This is a genomic window from Azohydromonas caseinilytica (assembly GCF_012927045.1).
Lineage (GTDB): Bacteria > Pseudomonadota > Gammaproteobacteria > Burkholderiales > Burkholderiaceae_C > Azohydromonas > Azohydromonas caseinilytica.
Genome location: NZ_JABBFW010000011.1, coordinates 78,417 through 98,146, shown reverse-complemented (window position 1 = coordinate 98,146; position 19,730 = coordinate 78,417). Strand labels below are relative to the sequence as shown.

17 protein-coding genes are annotated in these 19,730 nt (G+C 73.0%); 4 read left to right on the top strand and 13 right to left on the bottom strand.

Annotation, left to right across the window (positions count from 1 at the left end):
- Positions 1-118: 118 nt before the first annotated feature.
- The 3 genes from HHL10_RS16585 to HHL10_RS16575 form a co-directional block, all read right to left on the bottom strand.
- Positions 119-1,042, bottom strand: a complete 924-nt coding sequence (locus HHL10_RS16585) for an SDR family NAD(P)-dependent oxidoreductase (protein WP_169161508.1) — start codon at positions 1,040-1,042, stop codon at positions 119-121.
- 105 nt (positions 1,043-1,147) lie between these two features.
- Positions 1,148-2,413: a zinc-binding metallopeptidase family protein gene (locus tag HHL10_RS16580; protein ID WP_169161507.1), complete on the bottom strand. Its 1,266-nt coding sequence runs from the start codon at positions 2,411-2,413 to the stop codon at positions 1,148-1,150.
- Positions 2,414-2,530: 117 nt separating this feature from the next.
- The gene (locus tag HHL10_RS16575; protein ID WP_169161506.1) at positions 2,531-3,025 is read right to left on the bottom strand and encodes a nucleoside deaminase; all 495 of its coding nucleotides are present in this window, start codon (positions 3,023-3,025) and stop codon (positions 2,531-2,533) included.
- 236 nt (positions 3,026-3,261) lie between these two features.
- Between HHL10_RS16575 and HHL10_RS16570 the strand changes: the two genes are divergently transcribed.
- Entirely contained in the window at positions 3,262-4,389 is a 1,128-nt protein-coding gene (locus tag HHL10_RS16570) for a PEP-CTERM sorting domain-containing protein (RefSeq protein ID WP_169161505.1), read from the top strand.
- Between the two features lie 46 nt (positions 4,390-4,435).
- Entirely contained in the window at positions 4,436-5,977 is a 1,542-nt protein-coding gene (locus tag HHL10_RS16565) for a bifunctional aminoglycoside phosphotransferase/ATP-binding protein (protein ID WP_169161504.1), read from the top strand.
- 19 nt (positions 5,978-5,996) lie between these two features.
- On the opposite strand, the gene HHL10_RS16560 is transcribed toward HHL10_RS16565, so the two are convergent.
- The 6 genes from HHL10_RS16560 to HHL10_RS16535 all read right to left on the bottom strand — a co-directional run bounded on the left by HHL10_RS16560 (position 5,997) and on the right by HHL10_RS16535 (position 13,815).
- Positions 5,997-6,260 carry a hypothetical protein gene (locus tag HHL10_RS16560; RefSeq protein WP_169161503.1) on the bottom strand — a complete coding sequence of 88 codons (264 nt, stop codon included), beginning with the start codon at positions 6,258-6,260 and terminating at the stop codon, positions 5,997-5,999.
- Between the two features lie 181 nt (positions 6,261-6,441).
- Positions 6,442-10,065, bottom strand: coding sequence for a hypothetical protein (locus tag HHL10_RS16555; RefSeq protein WP_169161502.1), 3,624 nt, complete (start codon positions 10,063-10,065; stop codon positions 6,442-6,444).
- A 101-nt stretch (positions 10,066-10,166) separates the two neighbouring features.
- Complete coding sequence (locus HHL10_RS16550) at positions 10,167-10,847, bottom strand: PEP-CTERM sorting domain-containing protein (RefSeq protein ID WP_169161501.1); 681 nt, start codon at positions 10,845-10,847, stop codon at positions 10,167-10,169.
- 297 nt (positions 10,848-11,144) lie between these two features.
- Positions 11,145-12,722, bottom strand: coding sequence for an ArnT family glycosyltransferase (locus tag HHL10_RS16545; protein ID WP_169161500.1), 1,578 nt, complete (start codon positions 12,720-12,722; stop codon positions 11,145-11,147).
- Positions 12,719-13,051 carry a lipid-A-disaccharide synthase N-terminal domain-containing protein gene (locus HHL10_RS16540; RefSeq protein ID WP_169161499.1) on the bottom strand — a complete coding sequence of 111 codons (333 nt, stop codon included), beginning with the start codon at positions 13,049-13,051 and terminating at the stop codon, positions 12,719-12,721. The genes HHL10_RS16545 and HHL10_RS16540 overlap by 4 nt, the downstream gene beginning before the upstream one ends.
- Positions 13,048-13,815, bottom strand: coding sequence for a glycosyltransferase family 2 protein (locus HHL10_RS16535; protein WP_169161498.1), 768 nt, complete (start codon positions 13,813-13,815; stop codon positions 13,048-13,050). The genes HHL10_RS16540 and HHL10_RS16535 overlap by 4 nt, the downstream gene beginning before the upstream one ends.
- Before the next feature lie 296 nt (positions 13,816-14,111).
- Between HHL10_RS16535 and HHL10_RS16530 the strand changes: the two genes are divergently transcribed.
- Positions 14,112-14,507, top strand: coding sequence for a ChaB family protein (locus HHL10_RS16530; protein ID WP_169161497.1), 396 nt, complete (start codon positions 14,112-14,114; stop codon positions 14,505-14,507).
- Positions 14,508-14,731: 224 nt separating this feature from the next.
- Here the strand turns inward: HHL10_RS16530 and HHL10_RS16525 are convergent, their stop codons facing one another.
- The 3 genes from HHL10_RS16525 to HHL10_RS16515 all read right to left on the bottom strand — a co-directional run bounded on the left by HHL10_RS16525 (position 14,732) and on the right by HHL10_RS16515 (position 18,408).
- Positions 14,732-16,480 carry a PEP-CTERM sorting domain-containing protein gene (locus tag HHL10_RS16525; protein ID WP_169161496.1) on the bottom strand — a complete coding sequence of 583 codons (1,749 nt, stop codon included), beginning with the start codon at positions 16,478-16,480 and terminating at the stop codon, positions 14,732-14,734.
- 270 nt (positions 16,481-16,750) lie between these two features.
- A complete protein-coding gene (locus HHL10_RS16520; RefSeq protein WP_169161495.1) occupies positions 16,751-17,848 on the bottom strand; it encodes a hypothetical protein in 1,098 nt (365 codons plus the stop codon).
- Between the two features lie 167 nt (positions 17,849-18,015).
- Positions 18,016-18,408 carry an FxDxF family PEP-CTERM protein gene (locus HHL10_RS16515; RefSeq protein ID WP_235971548.1) on the bottom strand — a complete coding sequence of 131 codons (393 nt, stop codon included), beginning with the start codon at positions 18,406-18,408 and terminating at the stop codon, positions 18,016-18,018.
- Here HHL10_RS16515 and HHL10_RS30590 point away from each other — a divergent pair.
- Positions 18,344-18,616, top strand: a complete 273-nt coding sequence (locus HHL10_RS30590; protein WP_235971569.1) for a hypothetical protein — start codon at positions 18,344-18,346, stop codon at positions 18,614-18,616. The two genes, HHL10_RS16515 and HHL10_RS30590, sit on opposite strands and share 65 nt — an antisense overlap.
- A 443-nt stretch (positions 18,617-19,059) precedes the next feature.
- On the opposite strand, the gene HHL10_RS16510 is transcribed toward HHL10_RS30590, so the two are convergent.
- Positions 19,060-19,614: a dihydrofolate reductase family protein gene (locus HHL10_RS16510; protein WP_169161493.1), complete on the bottom strand. Its 555-nt coding sequence runs from the start codon at positions 19,612-19,614 to the stop codon at positions 19,060-19,062.
- Between the last annotated feature and the right edge of the window lie 116 nt (positions 19,615-19,730).

Sequence of the window (19,730 nt, the reverse complement as noted above, 5' to 3'; positions counted from 1 at the left end):
TGTCTTTGGTGCCGTGAATTCTGCGCGACGGCGCCCCACTGGTGTAAGGGAACCCGACACCGGGTTATCCCGGGCCGGGCGCCCCGGCGGCGCCAAGGGCCGCTGCCGGGGCGATGCTTCAGACCATCACCTGCCCGCGCCGCGCCGCGGGCCCGCGCAGCAGCCACCACGCCCCCAGCAGCGCGATGCCGCCCACGGCGCCGGCGACGGCCGTGACCTTCTTGGCCTTCCGATGCGCCTGCGCCGTGCCCGGCGCCGCCTGCATCGTGTGCATGTGCGCCAGCGTCGTGTCCGGCGTGACCCGCGACAGCGCCACCTGCGCCTTGTTGCGCAGCCCCGTGACCACGCCGGGCTTGCCGGCGAACAGGGCCTCGATGCCCTGGCGCGCCACCATGGCCGGATCGTCCTTCTTCTGCACGCCGATCTTGGTGTCGAGCAGGTCGGCGCGCTCGAAGAACCTGGTGTCGGTCACGCCCGGCATCAGGCAGGTCACGCTCACGCCGCTGTCCTTGAGCTCCTCGCGCAGCGCGTAGGCGAAGGAGTCCAGGAAGGCCTTGCTGGCGTTGTAGACCGCCTGGTAGGCGCCGGGCATGTAGCCGGCGATGGAGCCGGTGATCAGGATGCGCCCGCTGCGGCGCTCGCGCATCTGGCGAGCGACCTTGTGCAGCAGCAGCAGCGTGCCGGTGACGTTGGTGTCGAGCACATGGCGCGCGGCGGCGACGTCCTGGTCCAGGAAGGCCTTGCCCAAGCCATGCCCGGCGTTGGCCAGCAGTACATCGACCGCACGGCCCCCGGCAGCGGCGAACAGCTTGTCCACGCCCTCGGCGTTGGCGAGGTCCGTTTCCACGGCCTGCACGTCGGTGCCGTACGCGCGCAGCTTCTGTGCGGCCTCATGGATCTGCGGCTCGTTGGCGGCGATGAGCAGGTCGTGGCCGCGCTCGGCGCAGCCGCGCGCCAGCTCGTAGCCGATGCCCGAGGAGGCGCCGGTGACGATGGCGAAGGGGCGGGACGTGGCGGTGGAGGGCGACAGGGGAGGCGTCATGGCAGGGGCTCCTTGTGTGGGTGATCGGGATGGAGCCGCTTGTCGGCAAGCGCCGCGCCCGGCGCCCGCCCCCCGTTCACCCCTGCCGCACCGTCGCGTCCGGCCTCAGACCACCGGCTCCAGCGGCTCCGGCTCCTCGGGCTTGCGCTCCGACGGCTCCGGCACTTCCGCGGCCGTCGGCGCCGCCACCGGGGCCGCCGGGGCGGGCACCGGCGCCCCGGCGCCGCGCACGATGGCGTGGATGAGCTGCAGCTTGGCCACCGCCGGCCTGGGCAGCACGAAGGGATAGAAGTCCGGCTGCCCCATGCTGCGCGCCATCTCGTTGAGCACGGCGGTGAGCTCGGTCCAGGCGTTGAGGAAGCCCAGGAAGGCCTCGGCGTCGCGGTCCTCGGGGCGCCACAGCGCCTCCCTGGTCCAGGGCTCGGCCTCGATCTCCACGTCGTCGGCGTCGATGCCGAAGGACAGCGCCGTGTCCACCGTGTCCACCATGTGCAGGTAGTGGGCCCAGGTCTCGGCCCAGTCCTCCCACGGATGGCAGCTGGCGTAGGTGCTGACGAAGCGGTCCTTCCAGTCCGCGGGCGGGCCTTCGTCGTAGTTCTTCTTCAGCGCCGCGGCGTAGTCGATCTGGTCGTCGCCGAAGAGCTCGCGCACGGGCTTGATCCAGTCGGTGTCGCGCACCAGCCGGTCCCAGTAGTAGTGGCCCACCTCGTGCCGGAAGTGCCCCAGCAGCGTGCGGTAGGGCTCGCGCAGCTGCGCGCGCAGCTTCTCGCGCTTGGCGTCGTCGGCCTCCTCGACGTTGATGGTGATGAGGCCGTCGGCATGCCCCGTCATCACCGGCGGGCCGCCCTCGGGCGCGCGCAGGAAGTCGAAGGCCAGGCCGCGCTCCGGGTCCTCGCTCTTGGGCACCACCGGCAGGCCCAGCCCGATGAGCTGCGACACCAGCCGGCGCTTGGCCTGCTCGACGCGGTTCCAGTAGAGCGCGTTCTCCTCCACCGACAGGTCCGGGATGGTGTGGTTGAGCCGGCAGGCCATGCACAGCGGCTTCAGCTGCCCCTGGGCGTCCTTCTCGTCGGCAGGAATGAGCCAGTTGCACGCCGCCGCCGCGTCGAAGTTCTGGCAGCGCCGGTACGCCGGGGCGTTGGGGCCGGCGCCGTACTCGCGCCACAGGTGCTCGCCCACGGGCTCCAGCGGCAGCACGCGCGCGCGCAGCGGCTCGTAGCCCAGCGGCGTGTCGCACGCCAGGCACTGGCTGTTGCGGAAGAACACCGGCCGGCCGCACTGGCAGCGGAAGGCGCGCGGCGTCGTGGCCTGCTTGTGGGTCTTCCACGCCGCGCGCAGGCGCGCGGAGAGGTTTTCGAAGGCGGAGGACATGGGCAGCTCCTGAGGCGATGCGGGCGCCGCGGGCAGCCCCGGCGCGTGACCCCGGCTGGCATGGCAGGCGGCGTGCCGGCCCGGGGCCACCCGGGCGAAACCCGGCCTCCGCCCGCCTCAGCGGCCGGACCACATCCCCTGGTACGGCCGCGCCGCCTCCTGCGCCAGGCAGGGGCCGACCACCTCGATGCGCCGCGGCGCGGCGCCCAGGATCTGCCGGCACGACAGCGCGATCTCCGGCGGCTTGCCGGTGCGCTGCTGACCTTCGATGTCCAGCGCGAACACCACGCGGCCGATGCCGGACCAGAAGATCGCCCCCGCGCACATCGCGCAGGGCTCGCCCGAGGCGTAGACCGTCGCGCCGGCCAGCAGCTCGCGCGGATGGCGCCCGCCCAGCAGGCGCAGCGCGTTCATCTCGGCATGCGCCGTGAAGTCGTCGGTTTCGGCGCCGGTGTTGCGGGCCTCGGCCAGCACGATGCCGTCCGCGCCCACGACCACGGCGCCATAGGGCGCGTTGCCGCGTTGCCGCGCCTCGGCCGACAGCCGGATGGCGTGGCGCAGGTGCTTGGCGTCGCGTTCGTCCAGAGGGGTGTCGTTGGTGTGCTCGCCCATGCCGTGCTCCTGTCAAGGTTCACGGCATGGTGCGGCGCCGTCGGCGCCCGCGTCCAGTCTTCGCCGGGCGTGCCCGCGGGCGGGCTCGCACCGCCCAGGCGCCCATTCGCCGCCCGGACGGACACTGGTTGTGCGGCATACCAACTGTTGCAGACATGGGGCATGGCCGTGCTGAGATGGCGGCGCGGCGCTTTGACCGAGCCCTGCGCCCCGATGACGCTCATGGAGGTCTGTGCATGCCATTCACATCCCATGTCGCGCTGCGCGCTGGCGCCGTGGCCAAGCTGGTTTCGTTGTGTGTGCTGCTTGCCGCCGAGTCGGCTGTTGCCGCGGGAGCGCTGCGCTACCGCATCGAGGATCTGAGCCTGCCCGATGCGCCGTACACCGACGCCGTCGGCCTGAACAACCGCGGCGAGGTCGCCCTCAATGCCTGGGATGCCTTGGCGGGCCGGACCACGCCGTCCATCTACCACGCGGGCCATATCACCCGCGTGGACGAGCGCTTCAGCACGCTCTCCGGCCTCAACGACCGCGGGGATCTCCTGGGCACCGGGCGGGACGGCGACTCGGTGCTGCTGTGGCGCCGAGGCCGGCTCACCGACCTGCGCGATACCTTCGAGGGCGGTGCCTGGACCGGCTGGGCCCGGGCCCTCAACAACCGCGGCCAAGTGACGGGCAGCATGCAGGCCAGCGCCGACGCCTTGCCGCTGGCCTTCCTGTTCGACGGCCGGCGCAGCCGCTACCTGCCGCTGGCCGACAGCTACGGTGAAAGCTACGGTTCGGACATCAACCGCCACGGCACCGTGGTGGGCACGGCCCACGTGGACCCCGGCCTCAACTACGGCTTCCTGGGCTTCGTCCACGACGGCGCGCAGGGCAACTGGCTGCCGACGCTGGGGCCCTGGGGCGGAGGCGCCAGCGCCATCAACGACGCCGGGCAGATCGTGGGCTATTCCACCCCGGAGCTTGGCGGCCGCGGCGGCTACCTCTACGCCGACGGCAATCTCACGGTCCTGGACGTGTACTCCGCCCATGACATCAACAACCGCGGCTGGATCGTGGGCGCTGCCAGCGGGTACGGCAACGATCCCTACCTGTACCGTGACGGCCAGGTGCTGGACCTCAATGCGCTGCTCACTCCGGCGGCTGCCAGGCAGTGGCACCTGTCCTCGGTCAGCGCCATCAACGACCGCGGGCAGATCATCGGCCGCGGTTTCCTCGACGGTCAGGACCAGTTGCGCCCCTTCCTTCTCACGCCCGTGCCCGAGCCCTCGGCGACGCTGATGCTGCTGGCAGGCGGGGGTGTGATCGTCGCCGTGGCGCGGCGCCGGCGGCGGGTGCAGGAGGCCGCCGCCGCGATGTAGCGCCTGGGCCGCGGGCGCCCAGGAGGCCGCCCCGCATACTGCGGCGATGACCTTGCCTGCCGCCGTCAACAGCCCGCTGGACCCTCAAGCGCTGAGCGCGCAACTGGAGCGCCGCACCGGCCAGCCGGTGGCGCTGGTGGAGACGCACATCTCCTGGGTGCTGCTCACGCAGCGCCTGGCCTTCAAGCTCAAGAAGCCGGTGCGGCTGCCTTTCGTGGACTTCAGCGACGCGGCCCGGCGCGAGCAGGCCTGCCGCGAAGAGCTGCGCGTCAACCGCCGCCTCGCGCCCGCGCTGTACCTGGGCATGGTGCCCGTGCGCGGCACGCCCGCGGCACCGCGGTGGGGCGGCAGCGCTGCGGTGCTCGACCACGCCGTGGTCATGCGCCGCTTTGCCGACGATGCGCTGATGAGCGTGCGTCTGCGCCAGGGCACGCTGGGCATGCGGCACATCGAGCGGCTGGCGCAGCGCATCGCGGACTTCCACCAGGCCGCCGCCGTGGCCGCGCCGGACGCCCCCTTCGGAAACCCGGCACAGGTGCACCGCGACCTGCTCAACGTGCTGGACCAGCTCGACGCCGCGCTCGGCCCCGGCGCGCGCCTGGCCGCGCTGCGCGGCTGGGTCGAGCTGAGGGCGCGGACGCTGGCGCCGGTGCTGCAGCAGCGGCGCGAGGCCGGCGCGGTGCGCGAGGGCCATGGCGACCTGCACCTGGCCAACCTGATCGTGCTGGGCGAGGACGAGGCCACCGCCTTCGACGCCATCGAGTTCGAGCCGGCGCTGCGCTGGATCGACGTCATGAGCGACATCGCCTTCGCCACCATGGACCTGCAGGCGCATGGCCGGCCCGACCTGGCCTTCCGCTTCCTGGACGTGTATTTGCAGCAGCGCGGCGACTACGCCGGCACCCGCGTGCTGCGCCTGTTCCAGGTCTACCGCGCCCTGGTACGGGCGCTGGTGCAGGCGCTGTCGCCGGCCCGCGCCGCCGATGCACCGGACTACCTGGCCTGCGCCGAAGCGCTGGTCGCCGCCGGCAGCGCGCCGCGCTTGTTGATCACCTACGGGCCCTCGGGCAGCGGCAAGTCCACGCTGGCGCAGGCGCTGGCCCTGCGGGCCGGCGCGGTGCGCATCCGCTCGGACGTGGAGCGCAAGCGCCTCCACGGCCTGCAGGCGCTGCAGCGCTCGGCGGCGCAGGGGCTGGACCTCTACACCCCCGAGGCCGGACGGCGCACCTTCGAGCACCTGGCGGCCTGCGCGCGCGAGGCGCTGCTGGGCGGCTTTGCGGTGATCGTCGATGCCGCCTTCCTCAGCCGCGCCCAGCGCCGCGACTTCGAGGAGCTGGCCTGGCGCGCGGGCGTGCCCTTCACCATCCTGGCCTGCGGCGCCGAGCCCGAAACCCTGCGCGCCCGCGTGGCCGCGCGCGACGCCGCGGGCACCGACCCGTCCGAAGCCAGTGTGGAGGTGCTGCGCAAGCAGCTGGAAACCGGCGAGCCGCTGGACGCCGCCGAGCGCGCCTGCGCCATCGAGGTGGCGACGGACGTGCCGGTGGATATCGAGGCGGTGGCGGCGCGCTGGCTGGGAGTCAGCGGCTGAGCTCTTGAGGCCGCGCGGCTCAATGCGCCGGCCCCTTGCGCGGCGCCGGCCAGGCGTCGTCGCGGGGCGCCTGCGCCACCACCGCGGCCAGGTCCCACTCGCCGCTGATCTCGTTGCGCACGAGCACGTACTCGCCCTCGGCCGTCGCCACCTTCCACCAGGTCTTGTCCCGGCCGTGCCAGCGGTCCAGCACCTCCTGCACCTCCACGCGCCGCGCCCCGAAGCTCACGGCCCGGGGCCGGGCCTCGCCGCCGGCGCTGTCCACCTCCACCGACACGCCCATGCCGCACCTCCGTCGCGAATGCCTGAGCCGATGCCGCGGGCAACGGGCGCACCCGGGGCACGACTGTGGGCGTGGCCGGCGCCGTGCCTCGATCCTGGATCGCCTGGGCGCGCCGCCGGGGTGGTGCCACCGACGACACGGCGCACAGGCCGCGTCCGCGAGCGCCGACGCCCCGCTCCTCTCACTGCGCCTGTCCCGCCGTCCACGCCCCCTGCGTGCAGCCGCGCGCCTGCTGCCACATCCGTTCCACCGCCAGTGCCGGCAGGTGCCAGCCCGCGGCGTAGCGGATGCCTTCGGGCGCGAGGTCCAGCGTGCGCACGGGCGGCTCGGCGCTGGCGCGGGCCAGGCCGCCCAGCGCGTCGCGCAGGGCGCTCACGGCCTGCACCTGGCGCGCCTGGGCCAGCGCGGCTTCCGCCGATTCCGCCTCGGCGTGGTGCCAGGTGCGTGCCGGCATGCCGCTGTTCGGGCCCGGGCACAGCGGGCGCCCGGGCAGGGGCTGGGTGGCGTCGGTGCCGCAGGCGGCGCGGGGCTGCAGCGCCACCAGCTCGGCGGCCGTGGGCGGACGCTGGTCCAGCGGCGCGCAGGCCGCGTCGATCAGCACCGGCGGTGGCGGGTGGTCGCGGAGCACCAGCAGCTGCGGCAGCAGGCGCTCGCGCAGCCAGGCGCGCTGCGCGCCGTCCAGCGCCGCGCAGCGCGGGTAGAGCGCCTGGCCCGCCGCGCCGGACTGCGTGGCCAGGCACTGGCCCAGCGCCTGCAGCAGGTCGATGCTGGTCTGCGTCGCGCCCGGGTCGGCCACGCTGCCGTCGGCCAGCAGGCCGCAGGGCTGCGGCCGGCCCGAGGCCGGGCGCGGCGCGGCGCCGTCCGCGGAGGCGCGGTCCAGGCAGCGCTCGTGCGGCGCGCGCAGCAGGCCCGGCGCCAGCAGCGGCCCCGAGCGTGCCGCGTTGTGCGCGACGCTGCCCAGCGGCAGGTCCCGGCCCGTCAGGCCGAGCTGATCGCGGGCGCCGGGGAACTGGCGCCAGTCGATGCGCAGGTCGCTGGCGATGGCGCGCTCGCCGGTGCGCAGCCAGGTCGCGCCCAGCAGCAGGTAGGGCACGTGCGCGCCCGGCGCGGCGGCCAAGCCGCGCGAGGCCATCAGCCCCTGGCGCAGCCCCGGGCTGCCGGCCTCCAGCGCCTGCTCGAACCAAGCTGTGCCGGACAGGAAGCCGCAACCCGGCAGCGCGCAGCCGGCCGAGGGCAGCAGCCCCTGCAGCGGGGCCTCGAACAGCCCGGCCGCCAGCAGCGGCGACATCAGGTCCGCGTGCGCCAGGCGCTCCAGGCAGCCCTCCTCCAGCCGCCCGCCCGCCAGGCAGCCGCGCAGCGCCGCCGCCCCCACCGCGCCGCCGGACACGCCGGTGATGGCGAAGGTGCGGTGCAGCAGCTGTTCGTCCTGCTGCGCCAGGTGCTGCAGCACGAAGCCCGTCCACGCCGCCGCCCGCAGCCCGGTGCCTTCGCTGGCGACCAGGTACACCCGCAGCGCGCCCTGCGCGTCCAGCGGCAGCGCGGGCTGGCAGGGCACGAGGGGCGCGGGCGCTGGCGATGCGTCTTCTCCTTCCGCGGCCGGCGGATCGCCGCGCTCGGCGGCCCGGCCCGGCCCTGGGCCGCACAGCGACTGCAGCCACTCCGCCAGGGCGGTGTCCAGCGTCGGGCGCCGGTCCGCCGCCAGCACCTCGCGGCGCGCGGGCGTGCGCGTGCTGGCCAGGAAGTCCGCCGCGCCCAGCACCAGCAGCGCCAGCACCATCAGCCCCAGCAGGCCCAGTCCTGCGTACACGGTGCGCAACGAGCGCGCCTCGTGACGGCGCGCCAGCCACAACCCGCCGGCCTGGGCCAGCAGCAGCAGGCTGCCCAGCAGCGCCGTGAAGCCCAGCATGCGCAGCCCGCCGGCCGCGGCGGTGCGGGTCTGGGTGATGGCGGGCCAGACCCCGTCCTGGCCGGTCCAGCCCAGCACGCCCAGGCCCAGCAGGGCCAGCAGCGGCAGCCCGATCCAGGGCCGCGAGCCGTGGATCTCCAGCAGCGACAGCCAGCCGAAGACCGACAGCCACAGCGCCACCGCCAGCAGCGTCGCGGCCAGGCCGAGGCTGGGCATGCGATCGCGCTCCCACAGCAGCTCCGCGGCCGGCAGCAGGTCGATGGCCCGGCACAGCAGCAGCCCCACCAGCAGCAGCGGCAGCAGCGCCTGCGGCGCCACGCGCCGGGGCAGCCGCCAGCGCCGCGGCGCCGTGCGCGACTCCGGCGAGGACAGCAGCCCGGCCTGCGCCGCCCACTCGGGCCAGGTCAGCGTGTCGTAGTAGGCCAGCCCGGCATCGGGCGGGCGCCGCGCCAGGAAGATCACGCCCAGCACCAGCGCGCCCAGGCCGCAGACCAGCAGCAGCGGCGCCGGCGAGGCCCAGATGGAGCCGCTGGCGCCGGACTGCGCCATGGCCGTCTCGCGCAGCACCTGCGTGCACAGCAGCGCCAGCAGCACGGCCGGCATGAAGGCCAGCACCCCGGTCCACAGCCGCACGAAATACTGGCCCGGCGCGATGGGCAGCGAGGTCAGGGCGCCGCGCGCGCGTTGCAGCTCGCTGGCGCCGCGCGTCCATATCCAGCAGCTCAGCAGCAGCGCCCACAACGCCGCGGCCGTGAGCGTGAACGCGCCCAGCGTGCCCAGCGCCCGCAGCGCCTGCTCCGCCGGCGCGGCCTCGCCGCCGCGCAGCGGCGAAGCCGCCAGCGCGTAGAGCGCATCGCGCGGCGCCTCCAGCTTCAGCAGCAGCCCGCCCAGCAGCGCCAGCGCCAGCAGCACGTAGCGGCTGCGCAGCACGATGTCGCGTACCGCGGCGCGCAGCAGCACGCGCTCGTCGTGGCGGGACGGCGGCGTGTCGCTGCGACGCCGGCTGAAGGCCGGCAGGCGGCGGTCGGACACCACCTCGGCCTGGATGGCCAGGCCGGACAGCCACACCAGCCCCACCACGGCCGGCAACGCCACGGCCAGCGCCGAGAGCCAGGGTTTGAGCCCATGCGCGCCGCAGCCCAGCGCGGAGATCCAGCTCACGCCGCGCTGCCCGAAGGGCGTGCAGGCCGGAGCGGCCCAGCCGTTGCCCAGGACCAGCAGCAGCGCCGCGGCGCCGGTGATGGGCAGGGCACGGCGGCCCAGGCGCGCCAGCAGCAGGCGCAGCCGGCCGCGCAGCGGCACGGCGGCCAGGGCGATCACGGCCGTGGCCACGGCCACCCCCGGCCCGGCCTTGCCCAGCCGTGCCAGGCCCAGGCTGTTCTCCGCCAGGTCCACCAGCATCAGCAGCAGCACCGGCGGCACCAGCAGCGTCAGCACCAGCCGCTCGCGCGCCTCGCGCTGCGCCGGGATCGCGTCGCCGCCCAGGGCGCGGGCCAGCTCGATGGCCACGGCCAGGCCCAGGCTCGCGTACAGCGGCACGAACAGCGCGCTGTCCAGGCCCAGGACCAGCCAGGCCACCAGGCTGCGGTCCGTCTGCGACCACAGCCCGATCAGCCCCTGCGCGCCACCGGAGCCGCGCGCGTCGGGCCAGCCCAGCAGGTCCTCGATGCCCCAGCCCCCCGGCACCTGCAGCAGCGCGCCCAGCAGCTGCAGCAGCAGCGCCGCCACTGCCGTGGCCACCGCCAGGACGACCGCGCTGTACGACGCGTCCGGCAGGGCCTTCGCGGCCGGCGCGGCATGTCCGTGCTCGTGCCCGGGGTCGTGCCCCTGAACCGTGTCCTGCCGCGTTGCCGGCCTGTCGCGCTCCTGTCGCGTCGTCGGCCTGTCGCCTTCCGCCATGCTTCATTCCCCCTGTCCCGCCTGTTCTTGAAGGTGTGGCGAGTTGTTTCCAATTGTGATGGCGGCGCGGGGTGGGCAGTCGGTGCCAGATCAACCGGATTTCACGGTTCCGGCAACCGGGTACGGTCGGGGCGTCGCCACAGCAGCAGCCCCGCCAGTCCCGCGGCGGCCAGCGCCAGGGCATGGGGCTCGGGCACCATGCCCACGGTGAAGCCGTGCCAGTACTCGAAATCGGGCGCCGTCCAGCTCAGTTGCGTGAAGGTGCCGAGGAACTGGACCACGCCATGGCCCTCGCGGCCGACGATGGTGTTGCCGTTGACCCGCAGGCAGTCGGCGCAGCCGCCCCAATAACCGACCCCGGAGCTGACCAGGGTGGGCGTCTGCCCGAATTCATAGCGCACCACCGCCCCGGGCTGGCCCAGGCTGACGATGGCCAGGTAGGGGTCGCGCACCGGCCTGGAAAAGCTCAACGTCAGCCGCGCGTCGCTGCCGCCGCTGATGGCGATCAGGTCGCTGCCCGTGGGGCGCCCGGTCACGCCGTAGGGACGCGGCGAGAACTCCGTCCAGTAATCCGTGCTGACCCGGCCTTCGAGCTGCACGAAGCTGGTCGGCCCCCGGTACAGCACCTCCACGGCCCGTGACCCCGAGCCCAGCCGCCCGGCCACGCGGTTGCCGTCGCTGGCGCCCAGCGTGTCGGCCTGGAGCCAGTCGGTCCACGGGACGGCTTGCGCCGCGCTTGAAAAAGCCAGCGCCAGCAGGGCCAGGAATTTCACGGACGACATGGCGCGCTCCTTTCACGAGAGTGCTCGCTGAACGAGGGGCGGATATTTCACATTCAAATGACCTTGGCATCAGTTGATCGGGAGTGACTTGAGTATTCCCCGTGCTGCGTGGGTAAGTGCTTGTTGAAGGCTGGCGCTTCAGGCCGCCATCCCTTTTGAAAGGGACATGCTGCTGATATTCAAGGGCGCAATCTGAATCTGGCCTCTCAAACGGGCATGGTCTGGCCCGCTTGTTTCGGGCTTTCGAATCAGGCGGACCTGGGAAAACCGGAACGCATCGGCGCCCCGGACGGCGCCTCAGGGCTGCGCCAGGATCGCCAGCTTCGCGCCGCGGTACGGGCGCGTGTATTCCACCTGCAGCCCCGGCGGCAGCTGCTCCTCGCGGCGGTAGACGAACAGCGCCCGCCCTTGCGGATGCGCCGCCAGCCACGCCGGGATCTGCTCGGTGGGCAGCTCCTGCAGCGGGCGGCGCAGCCGGCCGGCCAGGGCCCACTGGCCGTGGTTGTCCACGTTCAGCGCCACGGGCCGGCCCTCGCGCTCGAACTGCGCCAGCCGGGCCGCCACCTCGTGCATGTCGTAGGGCTCGCGCATGGCCAGCACCACGCCGGCCAGCAGGGCGCTCGTCGCCACCACCGTGGCGGCGGCGATGCGGCGCACCTCGTCGCGCACGTCCGCCGGGCGGCGCAGCAGCAGCGCCGCGCCGCAGGCCAGGGCCAGCAGCCCGCCCAGGGCCAGGGCCGGGCCGGCATGCGGCAGCTCCAGCCGCGCCACCAGCAGCGGCGCGGCACCCAGGGCCGCCGCGCCCAGCAGCGCCAGCGTCAGCGCCGGCACGGCCAGCGACCAGCGCCGCGGCGCCGGCGCGTCCGCCAGCGCGCGCGCCATCAGCAGGGCGATGAACAGGTATTCCGGCAGCAAGTACTGCCAGCGCTTGCCGCTGATGGCGGAGAAGACCACGAAGGCCACCAGCAGGCCCGCCAGCGCCAGGCGCTGGCCGCTGTCGCCGACCTCCGCGCCGCGCATGCCGCGCCACCAGCGCGGCCACAGCAGCCAGGGCGCGAGCATCAGCGGCAGCGAGGCGGCGTAGAACCACCATGGCGCCTTGTGCGCGAAGCTCTCCACCATGCGCCCGGCGCTCTGGCCCCAGAAGATGGCGTTGCGGTATTCGGCGCCGCCGGCCAGGCCCGCCGGGATGGCCCAGGCCAGGATCAGCGCCGCCCCGCCCAGCAGCGCCAGCGCCGTCCCGCCGTACCAGCGGCCCCAGCGCGCCGGGCGTTGCTCGCGCATCCACCACGGCGCCAGCAGCGCCGGCGGCAGCAGGTGCACCAGCGCCACCGGGCCCTTGGCGTAGAAGGCGCCGCCCAGCCCCAGCGCCAGCAGCGCAAAGCCGCGCGCGCCGCCGTCCTGCCAGGCGCGCACCAGCCCGTAGACGCCCAGCGCCACGAAGAAGCTCAGCATCACGTCGAACATCAGCGCGCTGGCGAAGTAGGCGAACAGCCCGTTGGCCAGCAGGATCAGCGGCGCCATGCCCGCCACGGCCGGGCGATCGGGCCACAGCCGGCGCGCCAGCAGCGCGCACAGCGCCAGCGTGCCGGCGGCGAACAGCGGCGGGATCAGCCGCAGCCACCACTCCTGCACCCCGAACAGCAGCCAGCCGGCATGGATGAGCCAGAACAGCAGCGGCGGCTTGTGGTGGTAGGGCTCGCCGTTGAGGTGCGGCACCAGGAAGTCGCCGCGCGCCCACATCTCCCAGGCCACGGCGGCGTAGCGCGTCTCGTCGATGGGCAGCAGCGGCCGCGCCAGGCCGCTGGCCACGATCAGCAGCAGCAGGAAAGCGCAGAGCGCGGCATCACGGCGGGCGGGGGCGGGGGCCTTCATGGCCGGGCGTCGATGCCGCTGTCCGAGCCGCCGGCGGCCCGGGCATGCCGCTCGCGCTCGCGCCGGATCAGCCACAGGTTGCGCAGGTAGATGGCCAGCCCCAGGCCCTGGCCGAGGATGAACACCGGGTCCTGGCGGTAGAGCGCGTAGAGGAGGAGCGTGGCGCCGCCGGCGATGGAGAAGTGCCAGAACAGCACCGGCATGACCGAGCGCCCGGCGCGCTCGCTGGCCAGCCACTGGATGATGAAGCGCGCCGAGAACAGCGCCTGGCCGCCGAAGCCGAAGGCCAGCACCAGCCATTCGGGCAGTGGGTGTTGAAACAGGCTCATGACAGCGTCTCCGGCAGCTTCATGCGCCGCTGCAGCCACAGCACGCCCAGCAGGTCCACCAGCCCGACCCACAGCCGGTTGGCGATGCCGTACTTGGAGCGCCCGGCCACGCGCGGGCGGTGCCGCACCGGCACCGAGGCGATCTCCAGCCCCTCGCGCAGGAACAGCGCCGGCAGGAAGCGGTGCATGTGGTCGAAGAAGGGCAGGCGCAGGAACACCTCGCGCGGGAAGACCTTCAAACCGCAGCCGGTGTCGGGGGTGCGGTCGCCCAGCAGGCCGCCGCGCACGGCGTTGGCGATGCGCGAGGACAGCTTGCGCACCGCGCTGTCGTGGCGCGTGGTGCGCCAGCCGGCGATCAGCGCCAGCCGCGGCGCGCGTTGCCCCGGCGCCAGCCGCGCCAGCAGGGCAAGAATGTCGGCAGGGTCGTTCTGGCGGTCGCCGTCGAGCGTGGCGATCCAGGGGTGGCGCGCGGCGCGGATGCCGGTGGCCAGCGCCGTGCTCTGGCCGCAGGCCCGGCGATGGCGCAGCACGCGCAGGCGCGCAAAGCGCCGCTGCGCCTCGGCCAGCCGCGCCGGCGTGGCGTCGGTGCTGCCGTCGTCCACGTAGACCACCTCGAACTCCGCCACGCCGTCGAGCGCGGCGTGGATCTCCTCGATCAGCGGCGCGATGTTGTCGGCCTCGTCCTTGACGGCCACCACCACGCTGACGCGGCTGTCGAAGTCGGGCACGGCGGTGGCGGCATCCGGTGTCGCAGCGGGGGCCATGCCGGGCTCAGGCGATGCCGCCCACCAGGCCGCCATGCAAGCGCGCCGGCATGCGGTCGTCGCAGACCTTCTGCGCGCCTTCCATTGCGAGAGTGCGCTTGCCCTGCAATCCCAGATCCATGGAAGTCCTCCTTGTGTGGCGGTCAGGTGGCGGAGCCGCCGGCGCCGCGGCGTTTCCCGGCGCGGGGGCCGTCGAAGCAGTGTCACTGAGCAAGAAGTTCGCCATGTGACAGCGCGGGAACGGGGGTTGCCGAACGATGGCGAAGGCCTTGCGGCCGCACATCAGGAGGACCCCGATGAGCAAGCAGAAGTACGGCGTGGAGCTGCCCGGCACGCTGGAACGTTCCCCGGAGCAGGCGCAGCGCACCTACGCCAAGACGCTGCGCAACGCCGAGCGCGAATACGGCCGCGGCGAGCGCGCGCGGCGCACGGCCATGGCCTCGCTCAAGCACTCGTTCGAGAAGGTGGGCGACCACTGGGAGCCCAAGGAGCACAAGGGCCCGTCCGATCCGCAGGCCGCCGCCGGCGGCGACGAGGCGCGCAACCACCCGCGCGAGACCTTCGGCGGCGTGGACGTGATGGGCCACACCCGACAGGAGCTCTATGCCCGCGCCAAGGCGCTGGGCATCGCCGGGCGCTCGACCATGAGCAAGGAAGAGCTGGCCCGCGCCATCGCGCGCAAGCAGCGCTGAGCCGCCGCCGTGGAGCCCGCGATGCCCCAGCGCCTGCACGACATCCCGCCCGATCCGCCCGTGCCGCAGCCGCCGGCCCCGCCGCCGCCGGACGCCGAGCCCCAGGTCGAGGACCCGCCGGCGCCCAGCCAGACGCCGCCGGTGAAGGACCCGCCGAAATTCACGTGGGCACAGGACAGGGGCCGCGGCGGGCGCGGGCGCCGGCCATTCGCTGCCCCTTCGGATCAGGCCGGCACGCCGGGCGGCATGGCACGCCGTCGCGCCCGCGCCGCAGCGCCGACCACGCCCAGCCCGCACAGCCACAGGGCCCAGGTGCCGGCCTCGGGCACGGGCGGCGCGCTGCCCAGCTCGAAGCTCTCCTGCAGCTGGCCCGCGACGCGCATCCACAGGCTGAAGGAGCCGACGAAGGGCCTGGCGGCGTCGTTGACGATGGACACGTCGATCGCGCCGTTGTCTTCGCGGCTGCCGGTCTCATGGAACAGCCTCAGGTTGCGGGACAGACCGCCCACGCCCCGGTTCTGTCGATCCGCCAGCCCCAGCCCGAAGGAGGCTCCCACCCATTCGTCGGTGCCGTGGGCGCGGCCAACGGTGGCGTCCACGCCCAGCGCATAGTCGCCCTGCCACACCATCTGCGTGAAGGGCGTGAGCCGAAACCGGGCCACGCTGGTCTCGGCCCACGTGATGAAGCCCGAGCCGCGCCGGTGGGCGGCGTCGGCCACCGGGTAGTCGAAGCTGCCCTGCGTGCGCACGCTCAGGCTGCGCGCCGTCACCGAGCCGCCCTGGGAGGCCGAAGCCTGCACCTGCGGCCCGCTGATCGCGGTGGCCAGCGGCACGAACGGGCCCGAGCTGTCGAGCTTCATGTCCCGGCCGTCGAGGCTGGCGCCGAACGGGGCGATGCGGTCGTCGCGCAGGTAGTACTCCGAAATGCTGTTCGAAACCCCTCCGCCCCGGCCCGGGCGCGACACCAGCCGCAGGCCCGGCGCGATGCCGTCGCCCGGGTTCAGGTCGATCAGCGTGTAGCCGAGATTCGTGACGCCGACCCGCGCCGAAATGGCGGCCTGGGCCGGCCCGGCCAGCGCGCCCGCGAGCGCGGCCAGCAGCGGCAGGGCCGGGCGCAGCGGCTGGCGCCGCCGCAGCGCCCAGGCCAGCAGCCCCAGCCCGCCCAGCAGCAGCCCCGGCGTGCCGGGTTCGGGAATGGGCAGGTACGTGACGCCGGACACGCTCAGGTTGGAGGCGAGATGGCCGTGGGCGACCGCGTCGGTGGCATTGGCGAAACTCAACCGGATGTCCAGTTGCCTCGTGTCCGGCCCCGAGCCGCTGGAGGACTGCGTCTGCGCCTCGAAGCCGTCGATCAGCCGGCCCGCCGCGTCGAACAGGCCCAGCTCGGCCCGGGCCCCGGACGCTTCGTAGCGCATGCCGGGCAGGCGGCGGGCGCTCTGGCTGTCCAGGTCGAGCTGGCCGGTCCAGACCAGCTCGGTGAAGGGCGTCAGGCTCAATGCCTGGATGCCGATCAGGCGGAAGCTGCCGTTGGCGGGCTCGGCCTCGGCGCGGAATTCGGTGCGGAAGAGGCCGTCGCCGCGGCCGTTGCGGGCGCGGCCCTCCAGTACCGCGCCGTAGCTGTGCTCGGCCACCGAGCCCGACAGCACCGAGGAGCTGCTGGCGCCGGGCAGGCTGGCGCTGCGGCCGATCTCGGGAAAGAGCGTGAAATGGGCATTCCAGCTGTCGGTGCGCGAGACGCTGTCCGGCTGGCCGTTGGCGTCCCGGAACTGCTCCACGGCCGAGGCGGACACGCTGGCGCGGAAGCTGCGCGCGTCGAAGCTCACGGCCGGCGTAATGCCGTCATCGGAATCCAGGTCGATGAGCGAATAACCGAAATCGCTCAGGCGCAAGCTGGCAGTGGCATCGGCCCGGGCCCCGAACGGCATGGCGGCCAGCACCGCGGCCAGCGCCAGGGGTGAAACACGGCAACGCATGGCGGACCTCCGAACCGGAACCGGCTCATGAATCCGCGGCATCGTAGGCACGCCCACCCGGCTTTCAGAATCCCCGTCCCATGCTGGCGCGAGCCGGGGAACATATTCATGTCCTGATACAGGCGGCCAACAGCTGCCCACCCTTCATGACGGACGGCAATGAAAAATACTGGCTGGCCAGGTCGTGGCGCCGCGCCAGGCCTCTGGAATATCCCGGAGGTCAAGGTGGATTATGCCCGCCCGCGACAACGGTAAATCGTCCACGGCTTCTCAGCCCATCCGGCAGCCGCCCCTGAACGCCGACGGGCAGGCCGTGGCCAGCCCGCCGGTCAGGGTCGAGGCCTGGGGGTGGGTTTTGAGGAAATTCAGCACCTCCGGCCACACGTTCTTGAGACCCTGCTGCGGCCGGGTCCAGAACAAGTAATTGGCCCGCAATTCATTGCGGGCGAAGTTGTAGAGATCCTCCAGCGGCACCGAGGTGCGCTCGCCCTGGTGGCGCAGGGCGACGTAATTCTCGTACTGCACCGAGGGCGCCAGCGGCACCACGCCGGCCAGGCGCGGATACTGGGTATAGACGTTGTTGCGCAGCGAGCGGTCGTCCAGGAATATGTCCGGCCCGCCCAGCCCGATGCCATATTCGGCCATCTGGCCCACCAGGATCGGAATCGCCTCCTTCGGGAAATTCACGAACTGCAGAGTGACGGTGCTCGGAAATGCCTTGCGCAGCGTGCGGTCGGCCGAGGCCAGGTTGCGGAAGAACTGGGTTTTGTCCTCGGCGCCGATGTCGCGGTCGGCCTTGCCCAGGGACGTTTCGTTGAAGGCCACGCCCTCCAGCGCCGGGTGGGCGTCGAGCTCCCTGCCCATGGCGAGCAGGAAGTTTTCCAGGCTCTCCAGCACCCGCGGCTCCCAGAGCGCGATGTTCTGGCCGGCGCGGTTGCGCGGCCCGCCGGGCGCCTGCTTTTCCTGGATGCCGATGTTGAAGGTGGCGCGCCCGCGCTCGGCCTTCTGCTCCAGGTATTCGGGCACCGGCCGCGCGCCGCCGCCGAAGGACTTGAGCATCAGCAGCACGTGCAGCCGTTTTTTCGCGCCGCCGACGCGTTCCAGGTCCTGGCGGATGCGGCTGAAGTCGTAGCGGCCCTCCGAGGGCTCCAGCTCGGCCCAGGTGTAGCGCAGCTGCAGGCCGCGGGCCGCCTCGATGTTGCGGATCTGGGCCAGCGTGTCCTCGATGGCGGCCACGCCGCCGCGGCTGGGAATGTGGATGTACTGGCCGGGGTGCCATTTCATGCCGCCGGACTCGGCGTGCGGCAGGCCGGGCGCGCAGGCGGCGGCCGCGGCGGTGAGAAGCTGGCGGCGGGTGAGAGCGGGCATCGCGGCGGGTCCTTTGCGGTGTGAGGCGAGCACGGGGCGTGCGGGGCGGCGGGGCCGGAAAGACGGGGCGCACCAGGCAGCAAGCATCGATCCTGCGCCCGGCGGCCCCGCCCGGGACGCCGTCGGGCCCATCGACCCTTCAGGCGGCCGTCACCCGGGGGCGGGCCTTACGGCTGTTGGCGGCGACGGCGTACCGCCACGCCCACCGCCACCAGGCCTCCGAGCATGAGCGCATAGGTCTCCGGCTCGGGCACGGCCGCGACGCTGACCAGCCCGTGGTACGAGGCCGCGCCGTTGCCGCTGCCGGTGAGCTTGAGCGTCCAGTCACCGCCATGCTGGCCGCTGTAGAAGGCCGTGGACAGTCCGCCGCCGCTCATCACGTTGAAGGGCTTGCCGCCCAGCATCACCTTGTCGAAGGACAGGCCGACGCTGGAGAACAGGGCCGCGTTGACCGCGTACATGCCCTTGCCCAGCCCCGTGAACGAGATCTCATCCATGAAGCCCGTTTCGGTGATGTTCGAGCGCCCGAAACTCAGCGGCGTGCCCGGCGTGAGCGACATCGAGAATGACGCCGCATGGCCGGCCGTCGCGGCACAGGCCAGCAAACCGGCCATATACAGGCTTTTCAATTTCATAGACTGCTCCTGTCACAAAATCGAGCAATATTGCTCGGGATGGACCGCGCCGCGCTCGGTTTTGAATCGCGGCGGCGGCTGGCCCACGGCAGGAAAATGGCAAAGTGAAGTCGCCAGCCTGCCGAGCCAGTGATTGATTCTTGACCTCATGGCCCGGTCGCCCACCCCGCAGGCCAAGGGACAAAAGCCGCGTCGTTTTGCAGTGTGGAATTTGAAATGGGCATGCCGGATTTCGTGGCCGGCTTTTGAAGCCTGGTTACTTATTTCCCGAAACCAGGGTGTGCGGTTGGACGCCTCAATATCCCCGGCTCATGGGGTTTGGCTGTGGCTGAATTGCCGGGGCGGTGCGCCACAAATGATGTGAGATCGGCTCCCCAGGGATTCCGACACAAATAAGCGAACGGATGGCCTGAGCGGGCCGGCCGGAAAGACCCGTCTCCAATCTGCGAGAAACAATCCGGAAATATGGCGGCCGGCAAGCGCGAGGCGCCTGCCGTGCGGGGCCTGGGGCGGCTCGGGCCGTCTGCGGGGCCTGCCGGGGCAACCCGCAGCATCGCGGCCCGGATGAAGCCGCCCTCAGCGGCGCGGCACGGCGTAGCGCAGCTCGGCGAAGGCCTCGCCGTGGGGCCGCACCGACTTGAGCTCCAGCGGCGGCGAGGTGATGGCGCGCGGGAACAGCGGCCGGCCCTGGCCCAGCGTGACGGCGACGATGGTGACGATGATCTCGTCGAGCAGCCCCTGGTCGTGGAACTGCGCAGCCAGCTCGCCGCCGCCCACGATCCACAGGTTCTTGCCCGCGGCGGCGCGCGCCATGGCGGCATGCACCGGCGCCACGTCGCCGCGCACGAAGCGGATGTCGGCGCCGTCCACGGCGGGCACTTCGCGGTGGCTGAACACCCAGGCGGGTTGCGCGTACATCCACGGCTGCGCCGGGCCGTTGGCGGGCCGCACATGGTTGCGCAGGATCCACTCGTAGGTGTGCGAGCCCATGGCGATGGCGCCGACCTGGGCGATGAACTCCTCATAACTGCTGCCGCCGTCGGTGCCGAACTGCAGCAGCCAGTCCAGCGAGTGGTCCGGGGTGGCGATGAAGCCGTCGAGGCTCGACGCGGTGTAGTACTGGGTTTTCATGGCCAGGGAGTATGGGCACGCGGGCCGCGTACCTTGCGCCAAGAAGCGGGCTGTTGGGCGCACTGTTCGGGCTTGCATCGCGGCCCCGGCGTCCGGGCTGTTGGCGCTGGCGCTGT